General features: G+C 68.6%; 14 protein-coding genes. 6 read left to right on the forward strand and 8 right to left on the reverse strand.

From position 1 onward, the window contains the following. The first annotated feature begins 33 nt into the window (after positions 1–33). Positions 34–465 (forward strand): hypothetical protein, encoded by a 432-nt coding sequence (locus ACWF82_RS09100; protein ID WP_452499525.1) that lies wholly within the window; start codon positions 34–36, stop codon positions 463–465. A 25-nt stretch (positions 466–490) separates the two neighbouring features. Here the strand turns inward: ACWF82_RS09100 and ACWF82_RS09105 are convergent, their stop codons facing one another. The 3 genes from ACWF82_RS09105 to ACWF82_RS09115 form a co-directional block, all read right to left on the reverse strand. Then, the gene (locus tag ACWF82_RS09105; protein WP_452499527.1) at positions 491–919 is read right to left on the reverse strand and encodes a PIN domain-containing protein; all 429 of its coding nucleotides are present in this window, start codon (positions 917–919) and stop codon (positions 491–493) included. Next, positions 916–1,128: a type II toxin-antitoxin system VapB family antitoxin gene (locus ACWF82_RS09110; RefSeq protein WP_452499529.1), complete on the reverse strand. Its 213-nt coding sequence runs from the start codon at positions 1,126–1,128 to the stop codon at positions 916–918. Before ACWF82_RS09110 ends, ACWF82_RS09105 begins: the two co-directional genes overlap by 4 nt. A gap of 83 nt (positions 1,129–1,211) precedes the next feature. Next, a complete protein-coding gene (locus ACWF82_RS09115; RefSeq protein WP_452499531.1) occupies positions 1,212–2,363 on the reverse strand; it encodes a hypothetical protein in 1,152 nt (383 codons plus the stop codon). Positions 2,364–2,539: 176 nt separating this feature from the next. Between ACWF82_RS09115 and ACWF82_RS09120 the strand changes: the two genes are divergently transcribed. The 4 genes from ACWF82_RS09120 (at position 2,540) to ACWF82_RS09135 (ending at position 5,427) form a co-directional block, all read left to right on the forward strand. Continuing rightward, positions 2,540–3,040 carry a hypothetical protein gene (locus ACWF82_RS09120; RefSeq protein ID WP_452499533.1) on the forward strand — a complete coding sequence of 167 codons (501 nt, stop codon included), beginning with the start codon at positions 2,540–2,542 and terminating at the stop codon, positions 3,038–3,040. Positions 3,041–3,204: 164 nt separating this feature from the next. Beyond that, on the forward strand, positions 3,205–3,645 hold the full coding sequence (locus tag ACWF82_RS09125) for a DUF4189 domain-containing protein (RefSeq protein WP_452499534.1): 441 nt from the start codon (positions 3,205–3,207) through the stop codon (positions 3,643–3,645). Positions 3,646–3,874: 229 nt separating this feature from the next. Beyond that, a complete protein-coding gene (locus ACWF82_RS09130) occupies positions 3,875–4,180 on the forward strand; it encodes a helix-turn-helix domain-containing protein (RefSeq protein ID WP_452499536.1) in 306 nt (101 codons plus the stop codon). 8 nt (positions 4,181–4,188) lie between these two features. Then, positions 4,189–5,427 (forward strand): type II toxin-antitoxin system HipA family toxin, encoded by a 1,239-nt coding sequence (locus ACWF82_RS09135; RefSeq protein WP_452499538.1) that lies wholly within the window; start codon positions 4,189–4,191, stop codon positions 5,425–5,427. 73 nt (positions 5,428–5,500) lie between these two features. Here ACWF82_RS09135 and ACWF82_RS09140 read toward each other — a convergent pair whose 3' ends face one another. The 5 genes from ACWF82_RS09140 to ACWF82_RS09160 all read right to left on the reverse strand — a co-directional run bounded on the left by ACWF82_RS09140 (position 5,501) and on the right by ACWF82_RS09160 (position 15,454). Next, entirely contained in the window at positions 5,501–9,253 is a 3,753-nt protein-coding gene (locus tag ACWF82_RS09140) for a multifunctional oxoglutarate decarboxylase/oxoglutarate dehydrogenase thiamine pyrophosphate-binding subunit/dihydrolipoyllysine-residue succinyltransferase subunit (protein ID WP_452499540.1), read from the reverse strand. A 126-nt stretch (positions 9,254–9,379) separates the two neighbouring features. Beyond that, positions 9,380–12,982 carry an ABC transporter ATP-binding protein gene (locus tag ACWF82_RS09145; protein ID WP_452499542.1) on the reverse strand — a complete coding sequence of 1,201 codons (3,603 nt, stop codon included), beginning with the start codon at positions 12,980–12,982 and terminating at the stop codon, positions 9,380–9,382. A gap of 5 nt (positions 12,983–12,987) precedes the next feature. After that, positions 12,988–13,770, reverse strand: coding sequence for an ABC transporter permease (locus ACWF82_RS09150; protein WP_452499544.1), 783 nt, complete (start codon positions 13,768–13,770; stop codon positions 12,988–12,990). Continuing rightward, positions 13,767–14,738, reverse strand: a complete 972-nt coding sequence (locus tag ACWF82_RS09155) for an ATP-binding cassette domain-containing protein (protein WP_452499546.1) — start codon at positions 14,736–14,738, stop codon at positions 13,767–13,769. The genes ACWF82_RS09150 and ACWF82_RS09155 overlap by 4 nt, the downstream gene beginning before the upstream one ends. Next, a complete protein-coding gene (locus tag ACWF82_RS09160; protein WP_452499548.1) occupies positions 14,735–15,454 on the reverse strand; it encodes a hypothetical protein in 720 nt (239 codons plus the stop codon). The genes ACWF82_RS09155 and ACWF82_RS09160 overlap by 4 nt, the downstream gene beginning before the upstream one ends. 166 nt (positions 15,455–15,620) lie before the next feature. Here ACWF82_RS09160 and ACWF82_RS09165 point away from each other — a divergent pair, with 166 nt between their 5' ends. After that, complete coding sequence (locus ACWF82_RS09165) at positions 15,621–16,415, forward strand: enoyl-CoA hydratase/isomerase family protein (RefSeq protein WP_452499550.1); 795 nt, start codon at positions 15,621–15,623, stop codon at positions 16,413–16,415. The last annotated feature ends 46 nt before the right edge of the window (positions 16,416–16,461 follow it).

Here is a 16,461-nt window from a genome sequence, read left to right on the forward strand (position 1 = left end):
GCGGGCGCCCTGCTCGCAGCGCTGCTCGTGAGTGTGGGCGTCGTCGTGTACCTGATGAGAACGGAGGACACAGTGGCAGAACAGAATCCGAACGCAGTGCTCTCGATAGGCCTGCACCCCAGCGCCGTCGACTATTCTCACTATCCACAGCTCGACGAGACGACCCTGACCGCCCGCATCATCGCAGGCGAAACCGCCTTGCGGGAAGCCGGTTTCGACCTCGTCAGCTGTCAGCTACCCGCCGACCCCGACGCGGCGGAGGCAAAGCTGCGTGAGTGCCTGGCAGGCAAAGAATTCCGCGTCGCCATGATCGGCGCAGGTGTTCGGATGGCACCCGAACATACCGTGCTGTTCGAGCGCCTGATCAACGTCACGGCCGAGCTCGTCCCGGGAATCCGGTTCTGCTTCAACACGTCTCCGGAAACCACGATCGACGCACTACGCCGCTGGGTACAGCCGAGCTGAGTGCGGTCTCCTACGAAGCGCGGAATCAGCTGGGCCGGATGCGTCGCTGGCGGAACTCGGGTATCGCGCGGGCGATGGTGACGAAATCGGTGTCGTTGTGGATGACGGTGGCGTCGTGGCGCAGCGCGACCGCCGCGATCTGGACGTCGGTGGTCTGGGCGCCACGGCCTGCGCCGATCTTCCACAGCGCGGTGCGGATCTGACGGACCTTCGCCTCCACCATGTCGTCGGCGGGCAGCCAATGGAACACCGAACCGTAGAGCTCGATGAGGAAGCCGAGGTCGGCGTTGTTGCGAGCGCTGAACCGGGCTTCGTCCATGGTCACGGTGGACGAGCACAGCGCCCCGGTGATGGCCAGCTCGTCGATGGCGCGTTCGACGGCGGCGTTCGTCCGGTAGTGCGACATCACCGACTGGTCGAGGAGATATCTCGGACGGACGGTCGTCGCGGTCACCGCGAGTCGCCCTGATCGACCGCCAGCTCGTCCTCGGTCAGGAAGGGGTTGTGGTCCAAGCGCTTGAGCCGGGTCAGCGCCTCACGCTGCCGATAGCCCTGAACGAGCTCGGACATCGCGAGATTGATGACAGCTTTCTTGGTCGGCAATCCGGTCAGCCGCAGGGCTTCGGCTAGGAGCTCGTCCGGAATCTCCACTGTCGTCGCCATAGTGCCTCCATATTTCGATTCTCCGATATTCATAATATCAATGATTCGTAATATTACGCGCTGGGGGCTGCCCTGGTCGGTCGCTATTTGTGGCCGCCGCTGTGGTCGTGGGTGCCGCAGGTGTCGGTGCGCCGGCCGTCGGTGGTGCTCGCCTGGCCTGCGCCGTGACCTTCCAGGGCGGCGAACGGGCCGCACTGGTGCGGGGCGATCCAGACGTGCACCATCGGGTTGCCCGATCCTGGGTTGATCGAGTTGGGCGGGCAATTGCCCTGGGCGTCGGTCACGCCCGCGACCTGGGGGCCGATGTCGCCCGCCTTCCAGCACAGGTTGTCGTGGACGTGCCACTGCATCAGCGAACCGGCGTAGTCGGTGAGGGCGGGGTCGTCGATCTTCTTGCCCTTGGCGATGTACATGGCCGAGACCAGGGTGCGGTTCTGCCCGTCGACCCGGTAGACCAGCGACTCCGGGCGGGTGGCGTCGAGGAAACTGTCGTCGCGGATGTAGCCGGTGTTGACGTAGTGCTCGTAGCCGGAGGCAGAGTCCCCGATGGAACGGAAGCCGAGCGCGCCGACGGTCGTGACATCGGCGAAGGCGGGCAGCCCGGCCATGGTGCTGCGGATCAGGTCGGCCGCGCGCTGCTCCTGCTCCGCGGTCACGCCGGGCACACCGGAGACGTCGATCGGCTGGGCCGGGTCGAACGGGCGCGGCCACGCGTCGCCGGTGTCACCGTGCTCGTCGCCCGCCGCGTGCGAATGTCCGTCGCCGCCTTCGCCGTGACTGTGCACGTGCCCGACACCGTTGAGCATCGCCGCCACCGCCAGCACACCCACCGCGGCCGCCGCGATCCCGGACCGCATCGGCGGCAGGGTCGCGGTGGGCCGGAGCAACGCGACGGTCGCACCGATCACGGCGAGCGCGCCCAGCGTGGCGCAGGCGGTATCGGCAACCCCGGGCGGCTCCGCGGTCAGTCCGGTGACCCACGGGATATCGGCGAAACGGGTGAACGCCCAGACCGCCACCGCGAACGCGTTCACCGCGACCAGCGCCGTCACCACGAGCTTGCGCTCGCTCAGCAACACCGCCAATCCGGTGGCGCACTGGATCGCGGCGAGCACGACCATCAGCCGCGCCAGCGTGGCGTGGTCGGTGTGCATTCCGGCGGCCAGGAAATGCACCGCTCCCGCCCCGACCGACGAGATCCCGCCGAACAGCAGGAATCCGTTTCGTCCGCTCACCTGCGTCACCTCTCCCAGTCGTGTCCGCGGACACTACCGGGGAACCGTGAGGGCCGTGTGCCAGGTGGTTAAGAGGACTCTGTGACCCACGTCTCTCTCGCTACCGGCGGTGCTGTTGCCTCATTGAGACCATTACGGTGGTTAACGATCTCCCGGCGGGCGGCGAATTCCACAACATGAGTCTGAAAAGCACACAACGTCAACGGGTTTCGGTTCAGGTCGGGGTGGCCGCCGCGGCGGCCGTTGCCGCGCTCGTCGGGTTCAGCAGTCCAGCGGCGGCCCTGCCGTCCGATCAAGTCGTCCAGTTCAACCCGACCCTCGCCCGGGTACCGGGGAACGGCTGCGCGGCCATCATCAACGCCGAAACAGTGCCACAGCCACAAGCCGGGCAGCTCGGGGTCCGGGTGAAAATCGTCCAGACCGGGCAGAACTGTGAGGGTTACCGTGTCTCGGTGCGGTGGAAGAACCTCGACACCGGCGTCGCGAACGGCCAGTCCCACAAGGTCGACAGCAACGGCGTCATCGAACACGCTCCCGACGGCGTGATCACCGGCATGGGCATGGCGCCCGGCCCCGGCCGCGTCGAGGCGACCATCGTCGCCACCGCCGACATCTACCCGAACCACCCTGAACTGGAACAACTCTCGGGCCAGGCCTGGATCACGCTCAACAAGTAGGAAGCGGACGAGGGGGTGGATCCTGGGCGGACCCAACCCCTTTCGGCTTCGGTGGTTCCTGTGCGGAGTTCGGGTTGTTGTCGAAGATTTTGCGGGAGTGCGGGATTCGTGGTTTTCTATGCGGTTCCGATCTTCGGGACTGGTTGCAAGAGGAGAACTTTCGGATGAGTTTTGTCGGTAGGGCCTGCGTTGCGGTGGCGACGGTGGGCCTTGCGGTCGGGTCGGTGCTTGGTGCCGGGTCGGCCAATGCGGCGGGGGACCTGTGGGGAGCGATCGGGTTCAGCGAGCAGATGTGGGAGAGCTGGAGCGCGGCGAACTGGGACAGTGCGGAGGGGGCGCAGGGCGCGGTGCTCGACGCCTGTGCCGCCAAGGGCGGGGAGGACTGCGGGGTCATGGCCACCTGGGCCAACGGGTGCGGGGCCGTGGTGTGGAACGAGCAGGGGTGGGTCGCCGCGGCGTCCGGGCCGAATCGGAGTGAGGCCATTCGCAAGGCCATCGACCGGCTCTCCGACGGTGTTCCGATCGCGCGGCTGGCCAGCTTCGGCTCGTCCGATCTGAGCGGTACCAAGGTCATCGACGTGGTCTGTACCCGGAACGCGGGCTGATCCGCCCACCGACCGAAGCGGCGAACGCCGGGTGGATCATCACGATCCACCCGGCGTTCGACGTTGTGCGGTAGCCTTCTAACTTTGTTATTCCAATGATTAGAGGGGATTGACTCAGAAGCGATCGCCACTTCGCTGCTATCCTTGTTCTTGCAAAGATAAATGGTGATCCGCAAAGCGCTTCCGGTAATCCCATTGTTAACTCTGGAATAGCAAAGATTGGAGGCTGATGAGTCGCCCGAAGCCCCGCAGGCGTATTGCTACCGACCCGGGCCCGCTCGCGGAGTTCGGTCGACTACTCTCCGATCGCCGGCGTCGGCTCGGGCTCACCCAACTCGACCTTGCCGATCTCGCTGACGTCGGGGTGTCGTCGGTGCACAATCTGGAGTCCGGTCGGCGTTCTCCGACGTTGGACGTCACCCTGAAAGTGCTCGATGCGCTCGGCCTGACACTTGCCTGTCTGTCCCAAGGTGAGGCAGGCACTGCGGCGGCAACGGTGGTGGCACTACGCTCCCAGAGCGGTGCCGACCTGTGAGCGCGCCCATGGATGTGCCTGATCTGCGTGGCATCGACCGCGCAGACGTCTACAAAGCAGGACGCACTGCCGGGCATCTGCTTCGGGAACAGGACGTGGTGACCTTCGCCTATCGGCAGGACTACCTCGACGATCCGAGCGCCCCGGCCGTGGCGTTCACGCTGCCGAAGTCGTCCGAGCGGTACCGGGCTACTGGTGGCTCGGTACCGCCGTTCTTCGCGGGTCTGCTTCCCGAGGGCGCCCGGCTGACTGCGATTACGACCGCGGCGAAGACCAGCGACGACGACCACTTCAGCATTTTGCTCGCGGTGGGAGCCGACACCATCGGTGACGTGCAAGTGCTCCCCGAGGGGCACTTACCGGTGACCCCATCGCCGGTATTCACCGCGGGCGATTCGAACGACGCCGACTTCACAGAGCTCTTCCAGCAGGCGACGACCTCTGATCCGGTCGATCTCGATCGCACCGGCCTGCCCGGGGTGCAGGTCAAGGTCTCGGCCCAGATGATCTCGACTCGGGTCACCACCGAACGTGGTCCGGCCATCCTGAAACTCAACCCGCCCGAGTATCCGCGTCTGGTCGAGAACGAAGACTTCTTTTTGCGGATGGCGGCAGCCTGCGGAATCGACGTGCCGAACCATCGGCTGGCCACTGACCGGTACGGCCGAGCCGCCCTGTTCGTCGAACGATTCGATCGAATCACCACGCCCCGTGGAATCGAGCGACTCGCGCAAGAGGATGCGTGCCAGGTGCTTGGGCGATATCCCGCCGCGAAGTACCGGATCTCACTGCAGGAAGCCATTATCGGACTGTCGGACGCGGTCCGGACCGGCGCGGGCTCGGCGCCTTTGGCCACGCGGCGAACTCTCGCAATCGCCGCTTTCAGCTATCTCATCGGCAACGGCGATCTGCATGGAAAGAACCTGTCCGTCAGAAGATCGCGCGAAGGCGTCTGGGAAGTGACGCCCGCCTACGACCTGCTCACCACACAGCCTTACCTCGGGTGGAACGATCCGATGGCATTGGCTCTGTACGGCAGGGCCGCGAAACTCACCTATCGGTGGTGGGCGGCTGCGGCCGCGCGGCTCGGCGTGCCGAAGAGAGCGCTCGATCGCGATCTCGCTCGGATTGTCGATGCTGCTGAATCGTGGGACGCGAAGGTACCTTCGATCGGGTTCGACGAACCGACGACCGACCGGCTCACGAAGATGCTGGTAGCACGGCGCGAAGAGCTGAGGCCCACCTAGGCAGGTGTGGAAACGGCTGACGCCGGGTGGATCCTGCTGATCCATCCGGCGTCAGCCGTTGTGCGGTAACCGATTACGCGGTCGGCTCGAAGGCCTCGGCGATGATCTCGGCCTGTTCCACGGCGTGGACCTTCGACGAACCCGAGGACGGGGCCGACATGGCGCGGCGGGAGATGCGGCGCAGTTTGCCCAGGCGGTCGGGGAGGACCTCGGGGAGGTTGAGGCCGAAGAACGGCCAGGCGCCCTGGTTGGCGGGCTCCTCCTGGACCCAGGCGATGTCGGTCGCGTTGGGGTACTTGGCCAGTGCCTCGTTGAGGCGGTACGTCGGGATCGGGTAGAGCTGCTCGACCCGGACGATGGCCACGTCCTCGCGCTTCTGCTTGGCCTTCTCCGCGGCCAGCTCGTAGTAGAGCTTGCCCGAGGTCAGCAGGATGCGCTTGACCTTGGTGGTGTCGCCGATGCCCTGCTCGTAGGTGGGCTCGTCGAACACCGAGCGGAACTTCGACTCGGTGAAGTCCTTGATGTCGGAGACAACGGCCTTGTTGCGCAGCATCGACTTCGGGGTGAAGACGATCAGCGGGCGGCGGATGCCGTCCAGAGCGTGGCGGCGCAGCAGGTGGAAGTAGTTCGCCGGCGTCGACGGGACAGCGACGGTCATCGAACCCTCGGCGCACAGCTGCAGGAAGCGCTCGATGCGACCCGAGGTGTGGTCGGGACCCTGGCCCTCGTGGCCGTGCGGCAGCAGCAGCACGACGTCGGAGAGCTGGCCCCACTTGGCCTCACCGGAGGAGATGAACTCGTCGATGATCGACTGCGCGCCGTTGACGAAGTCACCGAACTGCGCCTCCCACAGGACCAGCGCGTTCGGGTTACCCAGCGAGTAGCCGTATTCGAAGCCCACCGCGGCGAACTCGCTCAGCGCCGAGTCGTGCACCGCGAACCAGCCCGGCTTCTCCGAGCCGATGTTGTGCAGCGGGGTGTACTCGTCGGCGTTGAGACGGTCGATGATGACCGCGTGGCGCTGGGTGAAGGTGCCGCGGCGCGAGTCCTGACCGGTCAGGCGCACATCGTGGCCCTGGTCGATCAGCGAGCCGAAGGCGAGCAGCTCGGCGAAGGCCCAGTCGACCTTGCCCTCGTAGGCCATCTCGCGGCGCTTCTCCAGCACCGGCTTGACGCGCGGGTGCACGTTGAAGCCGTCCGGCGGGGTGTTGAACGCGTCGCCGATGCGCTGCAGGACCGACTTGTCGACCGCGGTCTGCACGGTGGCGGGCACCTTCTGGTCGTCCTCGACGGACTCCGACGGCTCCGGAACGTACTTCTCCAGCTCGCGGACCTCGTTGAACACGCGCTCGAGCTGACCCTGGTAGTCGCGCAGCGCGTCCTCGGCCTCCTTCATGGAGATGTCGCCACGGCCGATCAGCGATTCGGTGTAGGCCTTGCGGACCGAACGCTTGGTGTCGATGACGTCGTACATCTCCGGCTGGGTCATCGAGGGGTCGTCGCCCTCGTTGTGCCCGCGGCGGCGGTAGCAGACGAGGTCGATGACGACGTCCTTGCGGAACTTCTGGCGGAAGTCGACCGCCAGGCGCGCGACCCAGTCGCAGGCCTCCGGGTCGTCACCGTTGACGTGGAAGATCGGCGCGCCGATGAACTTCGCGATGTCGGTGGAGTACTCGGTGGAGCGGCTGTTCTCCGGCGCGGTGGTGAAGCCGATCTGGTTGTTCACCACGATGTGGATGGTGCCGCCGACGCGGTAACCACGCAGGCCACCCAGGTTCAGCGTCTCGGCGACAACGCCCTGACCGGCGAACGCGGCGTCACCGTGGAGCATCAGCGGCATGACCGAGAAGCCCTCGGGACCGTCGCCCTTGTTCAGCAGGTCCTGCTTGGCGCGCACGAGGCCCTCGAGGACGGGGTCGACCGCCTCCAGGTGCGAGGGGTTCGCGGTGAGCGAGACCTCGATCTCGTTCTCGCCGAACATCTGCAGGTACTGGCCCTGCGCGCCGAGGTGGTACTTCACGTCGCCGGAGCCGTGGGTGGCCGCCGGGTTCATGTTGCCCTCGAACTCGGTGAAGATCTTCGAGTACGGCTTGCCGACGATGTTGGCCAGCACGTTGAGGCGGCCGCGGTGCGGCATGCCGATGACGACCTCGTCGAGCGCGTGCTCGGCGCACTGGTCGATGGTGGCGTCCATCATCGGGATGACGGCCTCGGCGCCCTCGAGCGAGAACCGCTTCTGGCCGACGTACTTGGTCTGCAGGAAGGTCTCGAACGCCTCGGCGGCGTTGAGCCGGTTCAGGATGTACTTCTGCGCGGCGACCGTCGGCTTGACGTGCTTCTGCTCGACCCGCTCCTGGATCCAGCGCAGCTGATCGGTCTCGAGGATGTGGGTGTACTCCACACCGACGTGGCGGCAGTAGGCGTCGCGCAGGATCGACAGCACATCGCGCAGCTTCATCCGCTCCTGGCCGTGGAAGCCCGCGACGTTGAAGGTGCGGTCGAGGTCCCACAGGGTGAGCCCGTGCTGGGTGACGTCGAGGTCGGGGTGGCTGCGGAACTTGTCCTTGACCAGGCGCAGGGGATCGGTGTCGGCCATCAGGTGACCGCGGTTGCGGTAGGCCGCGATCATCTCGAGCACGCGAGCGCTCTTGTCGACGCCGCGCTCGCTGATGTCCTTGCGCCAGCGCACCGGCTCGTACGGCACGCCGAGGCCGTGGAAGATCTCGTCGTAGAACTCGTCGGAGATCAGCAGGTTGTGGATGGTGCGCAGGAAATCGCCCGACTCGGCACCCTGGATGATGCGGTGGTCGTAGGTCGAGGTCAGCGTCATCAGCTTGCCGACGCCGATGTCGGCGATGCGCTCGTCGCTCATGCCCTGGAACTCGGCCGGGTACTCCATGGCGCCCGCACCGATGATCGCGCCCTGGCCCGGCATGAGGCGCGGCACCGAGTGGACGGTGCCGATGGTGCCCGGGTTGGTCAGCGAGATGGTGACGCCGGAGAAGTCGTCGGCGCCGAGCTTGCCCTCGCGGGCGCGGCGGACGATGTCCTCGTAGGCGGAGTGGAACTGACCGAAGCTCATCTCTTCGGTTTCCTTGATGGCCGCGACCACCAGCGAACGGTTGCCGTCCTTGCCGGCGAGGTCGATCGCCAGGCCCAGGTTGGTGTGCGCCGGGGTGACCGAGTTGGGCTTGCCGTCGATCTCGGCGAAGTGGCGGTTCATGTTCGGGAACGCCTTGATCGCCTGGACGATCGCGTAACCGAGCAGGTGGGTGAACGAGATCTTGCCGCCGCGGGTGCGGGCCAGGTGGTTGTTGATCACCAGGCGGTTGTCGATCATCAGCTTGGCCGGGATCGCGCGCACCGAGGTCGCGGTGGGGATCGTCAGCGAGGCCGACATGTTCTTCGCGATGGCGGCGGCGGGGCCGCGCAGCACCTTGGTCTCGTCGGCAACGGGGACAGCGGCGGCCTTGGGCGCGGCGGCCGGTGCGTTGGATACCGGGGCCGGCGTGGTCTGCGGCGCGCGCACGGTGGCGGGAGCAGGCTTGGGGGCAGGCGCCGGCGCCGGAGCGGGCGGCGCGGGAGCCGGAGTTGGCTTGGGAGCCGCGGCGGTAGGCGCGGGAGCCGGTGCCGGAGCGGCGGCGGGAGCCGGAGCCTGGCTGTTACCGGATTCGGTGGCCTCCGGTGTGTAATCCGCGAGGAACTCGTGCCAACTCGCGTCGACCGAGGATGGGTCCTGTTTGAACTTCTGATACATCTCGTCGACTAGCCACTGGTTCTGTCCGAACTGGGAAGTTGAGCTGCTCACAGCTGGTGTTCGCCTCATTTCGTTCTTCGCGCTGCGACGTTTGTGACGTGCCCGGCAGGGGTATCAGCGGATGGCTGCCGATGCGCCCTCACCGAGCATATGCCCAGCGGCATACCCGTGTTGCTACTGACCCGATCTCCCCGGCTACGACCGGTCACGCGCCGACAGTATCCCCTCGGCTTCGGCGCCCGCCGCCCAGAGTCGCGCGTAACGTCCGCCCCGGGCCAGCAGTTCCTGATGCGACCCGAGTTCGACGACCCTGCCTTGCTCGACCACGCCGATCAGGTCGGCGCGTGCCGCGGTGGCAAGCCGGTGCGCGACCACGACGGTGGTCCGGCCTCGTGCCAGCGATCGGCTCGCTACCAGCACCGATGCCTCGGTGTCCGGGTCGAGGGTCGAGGTGGCCTCGTCGAGCAGGAGTAGATCGGGGTCGACCAGTTCGGCACGGGCCAGCGCGATCAGCTGACGCTGCCCGGCGGACAATCCACGCCCTCTTTCACCGACCGGTTGGTTCATTTTTCGGGGCAATCCGGCGATCATTTCCGCCGCACCGACTTTCCCGGCCGCGGTGCTGATGTCCACCGTTGTGGCGAAAGGTTGCCCGAATGCAATATTGCTCGCGACGTCACCGGTGAACAGGTGAGCTTCCTGGGGCACAATTCCCAGCCGCGTCCGGTAGTCGGTGAGCACAAATTTACGTAAATCGACGCCGTCGACGCGGATCGAGCCGGCGGCGGGGTCGTCAGGGAGGTCGTAGAGCCGTGCCAGCAGCTTCACGATCGTCGATTTGCCGGCGCCGGTCGCGCCGACGAGCGCCAGGGTCGACCCGGCCGGGACGGTGAAGGAGACGCCGTCGAGCGCCGGGGTGCCGGCGCCGGGGTAGCGGAAGTGCACATCGTCGAAGACGATCTCGCCGTCGAGCCGGTCGATGGTCAGCGCGTCCGGTGGATCGGCGGCGATCGAGGACTCGGTGCGCAGCAGGTCACCGATGCGGCGCAGGCCGACCCTGGCCTGCTGGTAGCCGTCGAACACCTGCGAGAGCTCCTGGATCGGGCCGAAAAGCAGGCCGAGATACAGCACGAAGGCGACCAGGGTGCCGGTGGTCGTTCGCCCGTCGGCCACCGCGTTCGCGCCGAGGTAGACGACCACGGCAAGGGCGAGGTCGGCCCAGGCCAGGCCGAAGGAGAAATAGGCCGCGATCGCGCGCTGGGCGCGCATGCGGGCGTCGCGATAGCGGTGGGAGTACTCGGTGAAGCGGCGGGCCGCGGTCGGCTCGTTGCGCGCGGCCTGCACCGCCCGCAGGCCCGCGATGTTCTCCTGGAAATCGGCGTTGACCGCGGACACCCGCTCGCGGGAGACGGTGTAGGCCACCGAGGAGACCCGCCGGAACGCCAGCGTGGCCAGCAGCATCGGCGGCACGGTGGCCAGCACGATCAGCGCGAGCCCGGCATCGATGAAGACCAGGCCGACGGCGACGCCGATCAGGGTGATCAGCCCGACCAGGCCGGTCGCGACGCCGGTCTGCAGGAACGTCGAGAGCGCGTCGACGTCGGTGGTCATCCTGGTCATGATCCGGCCGGACAGTTCGCGCTCGTAGAAATCCAGGCCGAGCCGCTGCAACTGCGCGTAGCTGCGCACCCGCAGCCCGAACAGCACGCGTTCGCCGGTGCGCGCGGTGAGCACGGTGACCGCGACGCCGACCAGCAGCCCCGCCAGCACCAGCCCGATCCCGATCGCGCCGGCGACGGCCAGCGCGGTGCCGTCGCCCGCGGTGACGCCGGTGTCGATGGCGTAGCGGACAAGGGGTGGGAAGGCGACGCCGATCAGCGCGTCGGCGATCAGCAGCAGCATGACCGCGGCCACCAGGCCGCGCACCGGGCGCAGCAGGGCGCGCAGGCCGAAATCGGGCTGGGGAGCGCGCAGGTCACCGGGCAGGCCGGGTTCCTCGGTGGCCGGTGGCAGCGCGTCGACGGCGGCGCGCAGTTCGGGGGTCTCGCTGAGATCGGCGGAGGCGGCCGACATCGAGCGTGGCCTGCCCCCGTCGGGGAGGCTCTTGGTGAGTGAGGTCGCCGCGGGCACCGCCGAACCGGTGGGCGCGGGCAGCCGGATGACGCGATCGGCCTGGGCCAGCGTGGACTCGCGGTGGGCCAGGATCAGCGTGGTCCGCCCGCCCGGATCGGGCAGTCTGCGGAAGATCTCGGCCTCGGTGACGGCGTCCACGGCCGAGGTGGCGTCGTCGAGCACCAGCACGCGCGGCCGGGTGAGCAGCGCTCTGGCCAGGGCGATGCGCTGGCGTTGCCCGCCGGACAGGGTGAGGCCGCGTTCGCCGATGACGGTGTCGTAGCCCTCGGGCAGGGCGGCGATGAACTCGTCCGCGGCGGCGGCGGTCGCGGCGGCCTCGATCTCGGCGTCGGTGGCCTCGGGACGGCCGAGGGCGATATTGGCGGCGATGGTGTCGGAGAACAGGAACGGATCGTCGAAGACGACGCCGAGCGCGCCGCGCAGGTCCTCGGCGCGCAGGTCGGCCAGGTCGGCCTTGGTGCCGTCGGCGCCGACCAGGCTGATCCGGCCCGCGCCGGGCGCGTAGAAGCGGGGCAGCAGCAGCGACAGCGTCGACTTGCCCGAGCCGGCGGGACCGATGATCGCGACCGTCTCCCCGGGCAGCACGGTCAGGTCGAGGTTCTGCAGCACCGGCTGATCGGCCTCGAAACCGAAACTCACCGCGTCGAACTCGATGCCGAGCGGGCCGGGCGGCACCGTGACCGGCTGTTGGGGATCGACCAGCACGGGCGCGGCGTCGATCACCTGGAAGACCCGGTCGACGGCGGCCTTGGTGAGCTGGCCCATGATCACCACCGAGGTGATCGTGCGGGCCGAGGACGTCATCGTGGCCAGGTAGGAGGTGAAGGCGAGGAAGGTGCCGACGCCGATCGCGCCGTGCCTGGCCAGCACACCGCCGACGATGATCACCGCGACCAGCCCGGCCTGCGGCAGCGCCGAGACCACCGGCGCGAATCTGGCATTGATCCTGGCCGCGCGCAGCCGCTCGGCGAACAGTCGGCGGCCGTGGTCCTCGAGCACGTCGACCATCCGGGCTTCCTGCCCGAACCCCTTCACCACCCGCACCCCGGTGACGGTCTGCTCGACGTGTTCGGCGAGGTCGGCGGCGCGCTGCTGGGCCGACCAGGTCGCCGCGTACAGGCGGGGCCGCAACCGCAGCACCACGACCGCCATCGCGGGCGCGACCAGCAGCGCGGCCAGCGCCAGCGGCGGGCTCAGCCACACCATCACCACCGCCGACAGCCCGAACTGCAGCACCGCGAGCCCCGACCACGGCACCATCGCCAGCAGTCCCTGCACCAGTTGCAGATCGGTGATCGAGCGCGAGACCACCTGCCCGGTGCGGATCGCGTCCTGGCCCGCGCCGTCGAGCCGTTGCAGGGCGGCGAGCAGCGAGACCCGCAGGCTGTGCTGCACTTCCAGCGACAGCTTGCCCGCCCAGAGTCTGCGCGCGAAGGTGGCGAAGAACCGGCCGACCGCGAGCAACGCGAGTAGCGCGGCCGCGGTGCCGATGACGGTCGTGTCGCCCGCGACGGCGGCGTCGACGGCGCGTTTGGTCGCCAGCGGCGCGGCGATCGATACCGCCGCACCGGCCAGCACCGAGGCGGTGATGCCCGCGAGCAGGCGGGGGTGCTGCAGGCTCAGGTGCCAGAGTCTGCGGATCCAGCCGGGTGCGGTGGTGGCCACCGGCACTACAGGTCGCGGGTGCGCAGGTCCCACCAGCCCGCGGCGCCGATCGCGGCGGTCCACAGCAGCAGCACCACCAGGGCGGCCGGTGTCGGCGCGAAGACCTCGGCCTCCTGGAACGAACCGGCGCTCACCCCGGCCACGGTCGCGGAGACGGGCAGGATGGCCGCGAAGCCACCGGCCCCGAAGCCCTTGGCCACCACCCAGATCAGCGGCTCGAGCACGAACGCCCAGCCGAGCACCAGCCAGACCGCCCCGCTGACCGTGCGCAGCAGCAACCCGATGCCCGCCCCGATCACCGCCCAGCACAGGGCGACAAGCAGACCGGCGCCGAGCACCTCGATCAGCTGCCAGCCGAGCTCGAACTTGCCGCGCCCGGCGGCCAGCAGCACCAGGAGACTCACCAGTTCGGCGGCCAGCGCGACGGCGAAGGCGAACGCGGCGGTCGTGGCGTATTTCGCGATGGCCAGCCGATCGCGGTCGGGGGCGAACAGCGCCGTCAGCGCCATGGTCTTGCGCCGGTACTCACCGCCGGTCGCGGCGATGCCGAGCACCACGGCCACCACGAACACCGCGATCATCCCGAGATAGAGCCCGATCGTGGCGGCCCCGGTGGCGGGCTGACCCTTCGGATCGGCGGGCCCGGACATGAGCGCGGTGATCAGCGTCGCGACCAGCGCGAGCACAACGGGCGCGCCGAGCAGCAGACGGGCCGGACGCACCGCGACGACCTTGCGCGCCTCGGACTCGATGCCGGGCAGGAGATCGGCGGGCAGCACAGAGGTCATCGTGGTATCCCATACGAGGTCGGCGCCGGGGCGAACGCGGCGGGATTCGCCGCCTGCACGGGCGGGGAGTGCCGGTGCCTGCGCGGTTTGGTCAGCGAGGCGAGCACCCGGTCGGGGTGGATCGGATCGGTGACGATGCTGCCGATCCGCACCTGCGCGGCCTCGGCGACCGAGCGGATGGTCGACTCGCTCGCCTCGGCCACCGCCAGCCGCCCGTCGGGCCGCATCACCGCGTCGGTGTAGCCCTGCGCGGCCAGGGCGGTGGCCAGCGCGATCGAGGGTGAGGCGGCCACGACCAGCCGGTCGGGATGCCCGCGCCGCAGCTTGGCCGGTGTGCCCTGCCAGACGACGGCGCCCTCGCTCAGCACGACCAGCTGATCGGCCGTCGACACCACGTCGGCGAGTTTGTCGGAGCTCACCAGCACGGTGCCGCCGCGGCCGACGTGGCGGCGCAGCAGTTCGTGCAGCCAGCCGCGTTCGAAGCTGTCGGCGCCGGTGAAGGGATCGTCGAGCACGAGCAGCGGGGGCTCGGCCAGCAGCGCGGTCGCCAGCGCGAGCCGGGTCTGCTGACCAGGATGCAGCTGGCCGACAACGGTATCGGCGATCGCGGCGAGCCCGGTCTCCGCGAGCACCGCGTCGACGCGCCGCCGCCGCGCTCCGGCGAGCGGCGCGTAGCAGCGCAGATGATCGCGGACCGTGCGCGCCGGATGCAGACCGCGCGGGCTCAGCACCGCCCCGACCGCGCCCGGACCGGTGCCGGGCACGCCGACCTCGACGCTGCCGGTGGTCGGCTGCTGCAGGCCGAGCACGATCCGCAGCACCGTCGACTTGCCCGCGCCGGTTGGCCCGACGAGCGCGGTGACCGCACCGGCGGGCACCGCGAAGTCGATGTCGTGCACGGCGCCGACCAGATCGAACTGTTTGCCGACGCCGCGCACCCGCACAGCGTCGCCCGGCCGCCCGCTCACCGCTTCTTCGCCGGCGTCGCGTCGATGGCGGGCAGCGGATCGGCGTCGATGACGCGGTGCAGCGGGGTCGCCCAGAACGCGGGCGCGGGCCCGAAAGCCTTGCGCGCGTTGTCGATCGTCACCCTGCCCAGCGTCCGGTTGCCGACGCCACCGATGGCGGCGCCGATGCCGGCGGGCAGGATCTTGCCCGCCATCAGCGCCGCGCGCTTGGTGATGAACCGCTTGATGAACTGCTGCAGCAGCTTGTTGTTGATGGCCGAGATCCCGGGCACCTTGTTCGCGACCATGCTCGCCCAGTTCTTGGACGAGGTGCCGAGGCCCTTCTGCACGATCGCCATACCGGTGTCGCCGAGCACGACCGCGAGCACCATCGCGCGCCGGGCCTCTTTGTCCTCGGGTTCGATGCCGTGGACGTAGGCCTCGGCGAGGGTGAACAGGGCCGAGGCCTCCATGAAGAACGCGGTCTCCGCGCTGATGGCACCGAGCGCGGCCAGGGTGCCGATTCCCGGGACCGCCGCGGCCGCGCCGACCGCGGCGCCGCTGCCGGTGACGGCGAGCAGATACTGCTTCTCCAGCCGTACCACGATCTGGGCGGGGCTCTCACCGGGATGACGTTCACGTAGGAATTCGACGTAGCGACGCACGGCGGGCGCCTGCAGTTTCGATCCGGTGTCGAGTACGTCGACCACGGCCTTTTCGATCGCTTGGTTGAACACGGCGTCGTCCTCCTCTTCGCCCCGACGAAACGAACTGTAGGGCACCGAGGTCCCCGACAGCTCATCATGTCAACGAGCGCCGACACCCCGCTGGTTCCGCATTGTGGGCGCGATCTCCGCCCGGTAGGCACTGTCCGGAGAGCCGGGCTGGTTCTACGCTGACCGGATGAGTGCAACGCAGCCGACCCGATTGACACGCGAGTTCACCGAAGCCGGTGCTGAGATCGCGACGATCACCCTCGCCCACCCGCCGCTGAACCTCTTCGATCGCCAGCTCATGGCCTCGCTGATCGCCGATATCCACGCGGTCAGCGCGCAGCCGCCGCGTGCGGTGCTGCTCCGGGCCGAAGGCAAGGTCGTCTCTGGCGGCGTCGACGTCAACGTCTTCTACGGGCTCAGCGTCGAGGAGGGCGCGCAGCTGTGGCGTGACCTGTTCGCGCAGATCATCCACCCGCTCGAGGCGCTGCCGTGCCCGGTGGTGTTCGCCGCGCACGGGCTCACCCTCACCGCGGCCTTCGAGATCTCGCTGGCCTGCGACATCATCCTGGCCGCGCCGAAGGCGAAGTTCGGGCTGGTGGAGACGGTCGTCGGCCTGACGCCGTCGATGGGCGGCCCGCAGCGGCTGGCCGAGCGGGCAGGTTCGGGCCGCGCCCGCGAATTCGTGATGACCGGCGACCTCTACGACGCGGCGACGATGGCGGAGTGGGGCGTGGTCAACGCGATCCACGAGGATCTCGAGACCGCGGCCCGCGCGCTGGTCACCCGCCTGGCCGACGGCCCGACCCGCGCGCACGCGGCGACCAAGCAGATCATCGAGGCGTGGCGTTCCGGCGGTGTGGCACACGCGGATTCGGTGACGCCGAAGGTCTCGGGCGAGCTGTTCGCCACCGACGACCTGCGCGGCGCGGTGCGCAGTTTCCTCGAGGCCGGACCCGGTAAGGCGACCTATCGCGGCGAATGACCGCGCCGACTGCCTGACAATACTGTGATCCACGTCATATAGTCAC

The sequence above is a fragment of the Nocardia sp. NPDC055053 genome (assembly GCF_053608285.1).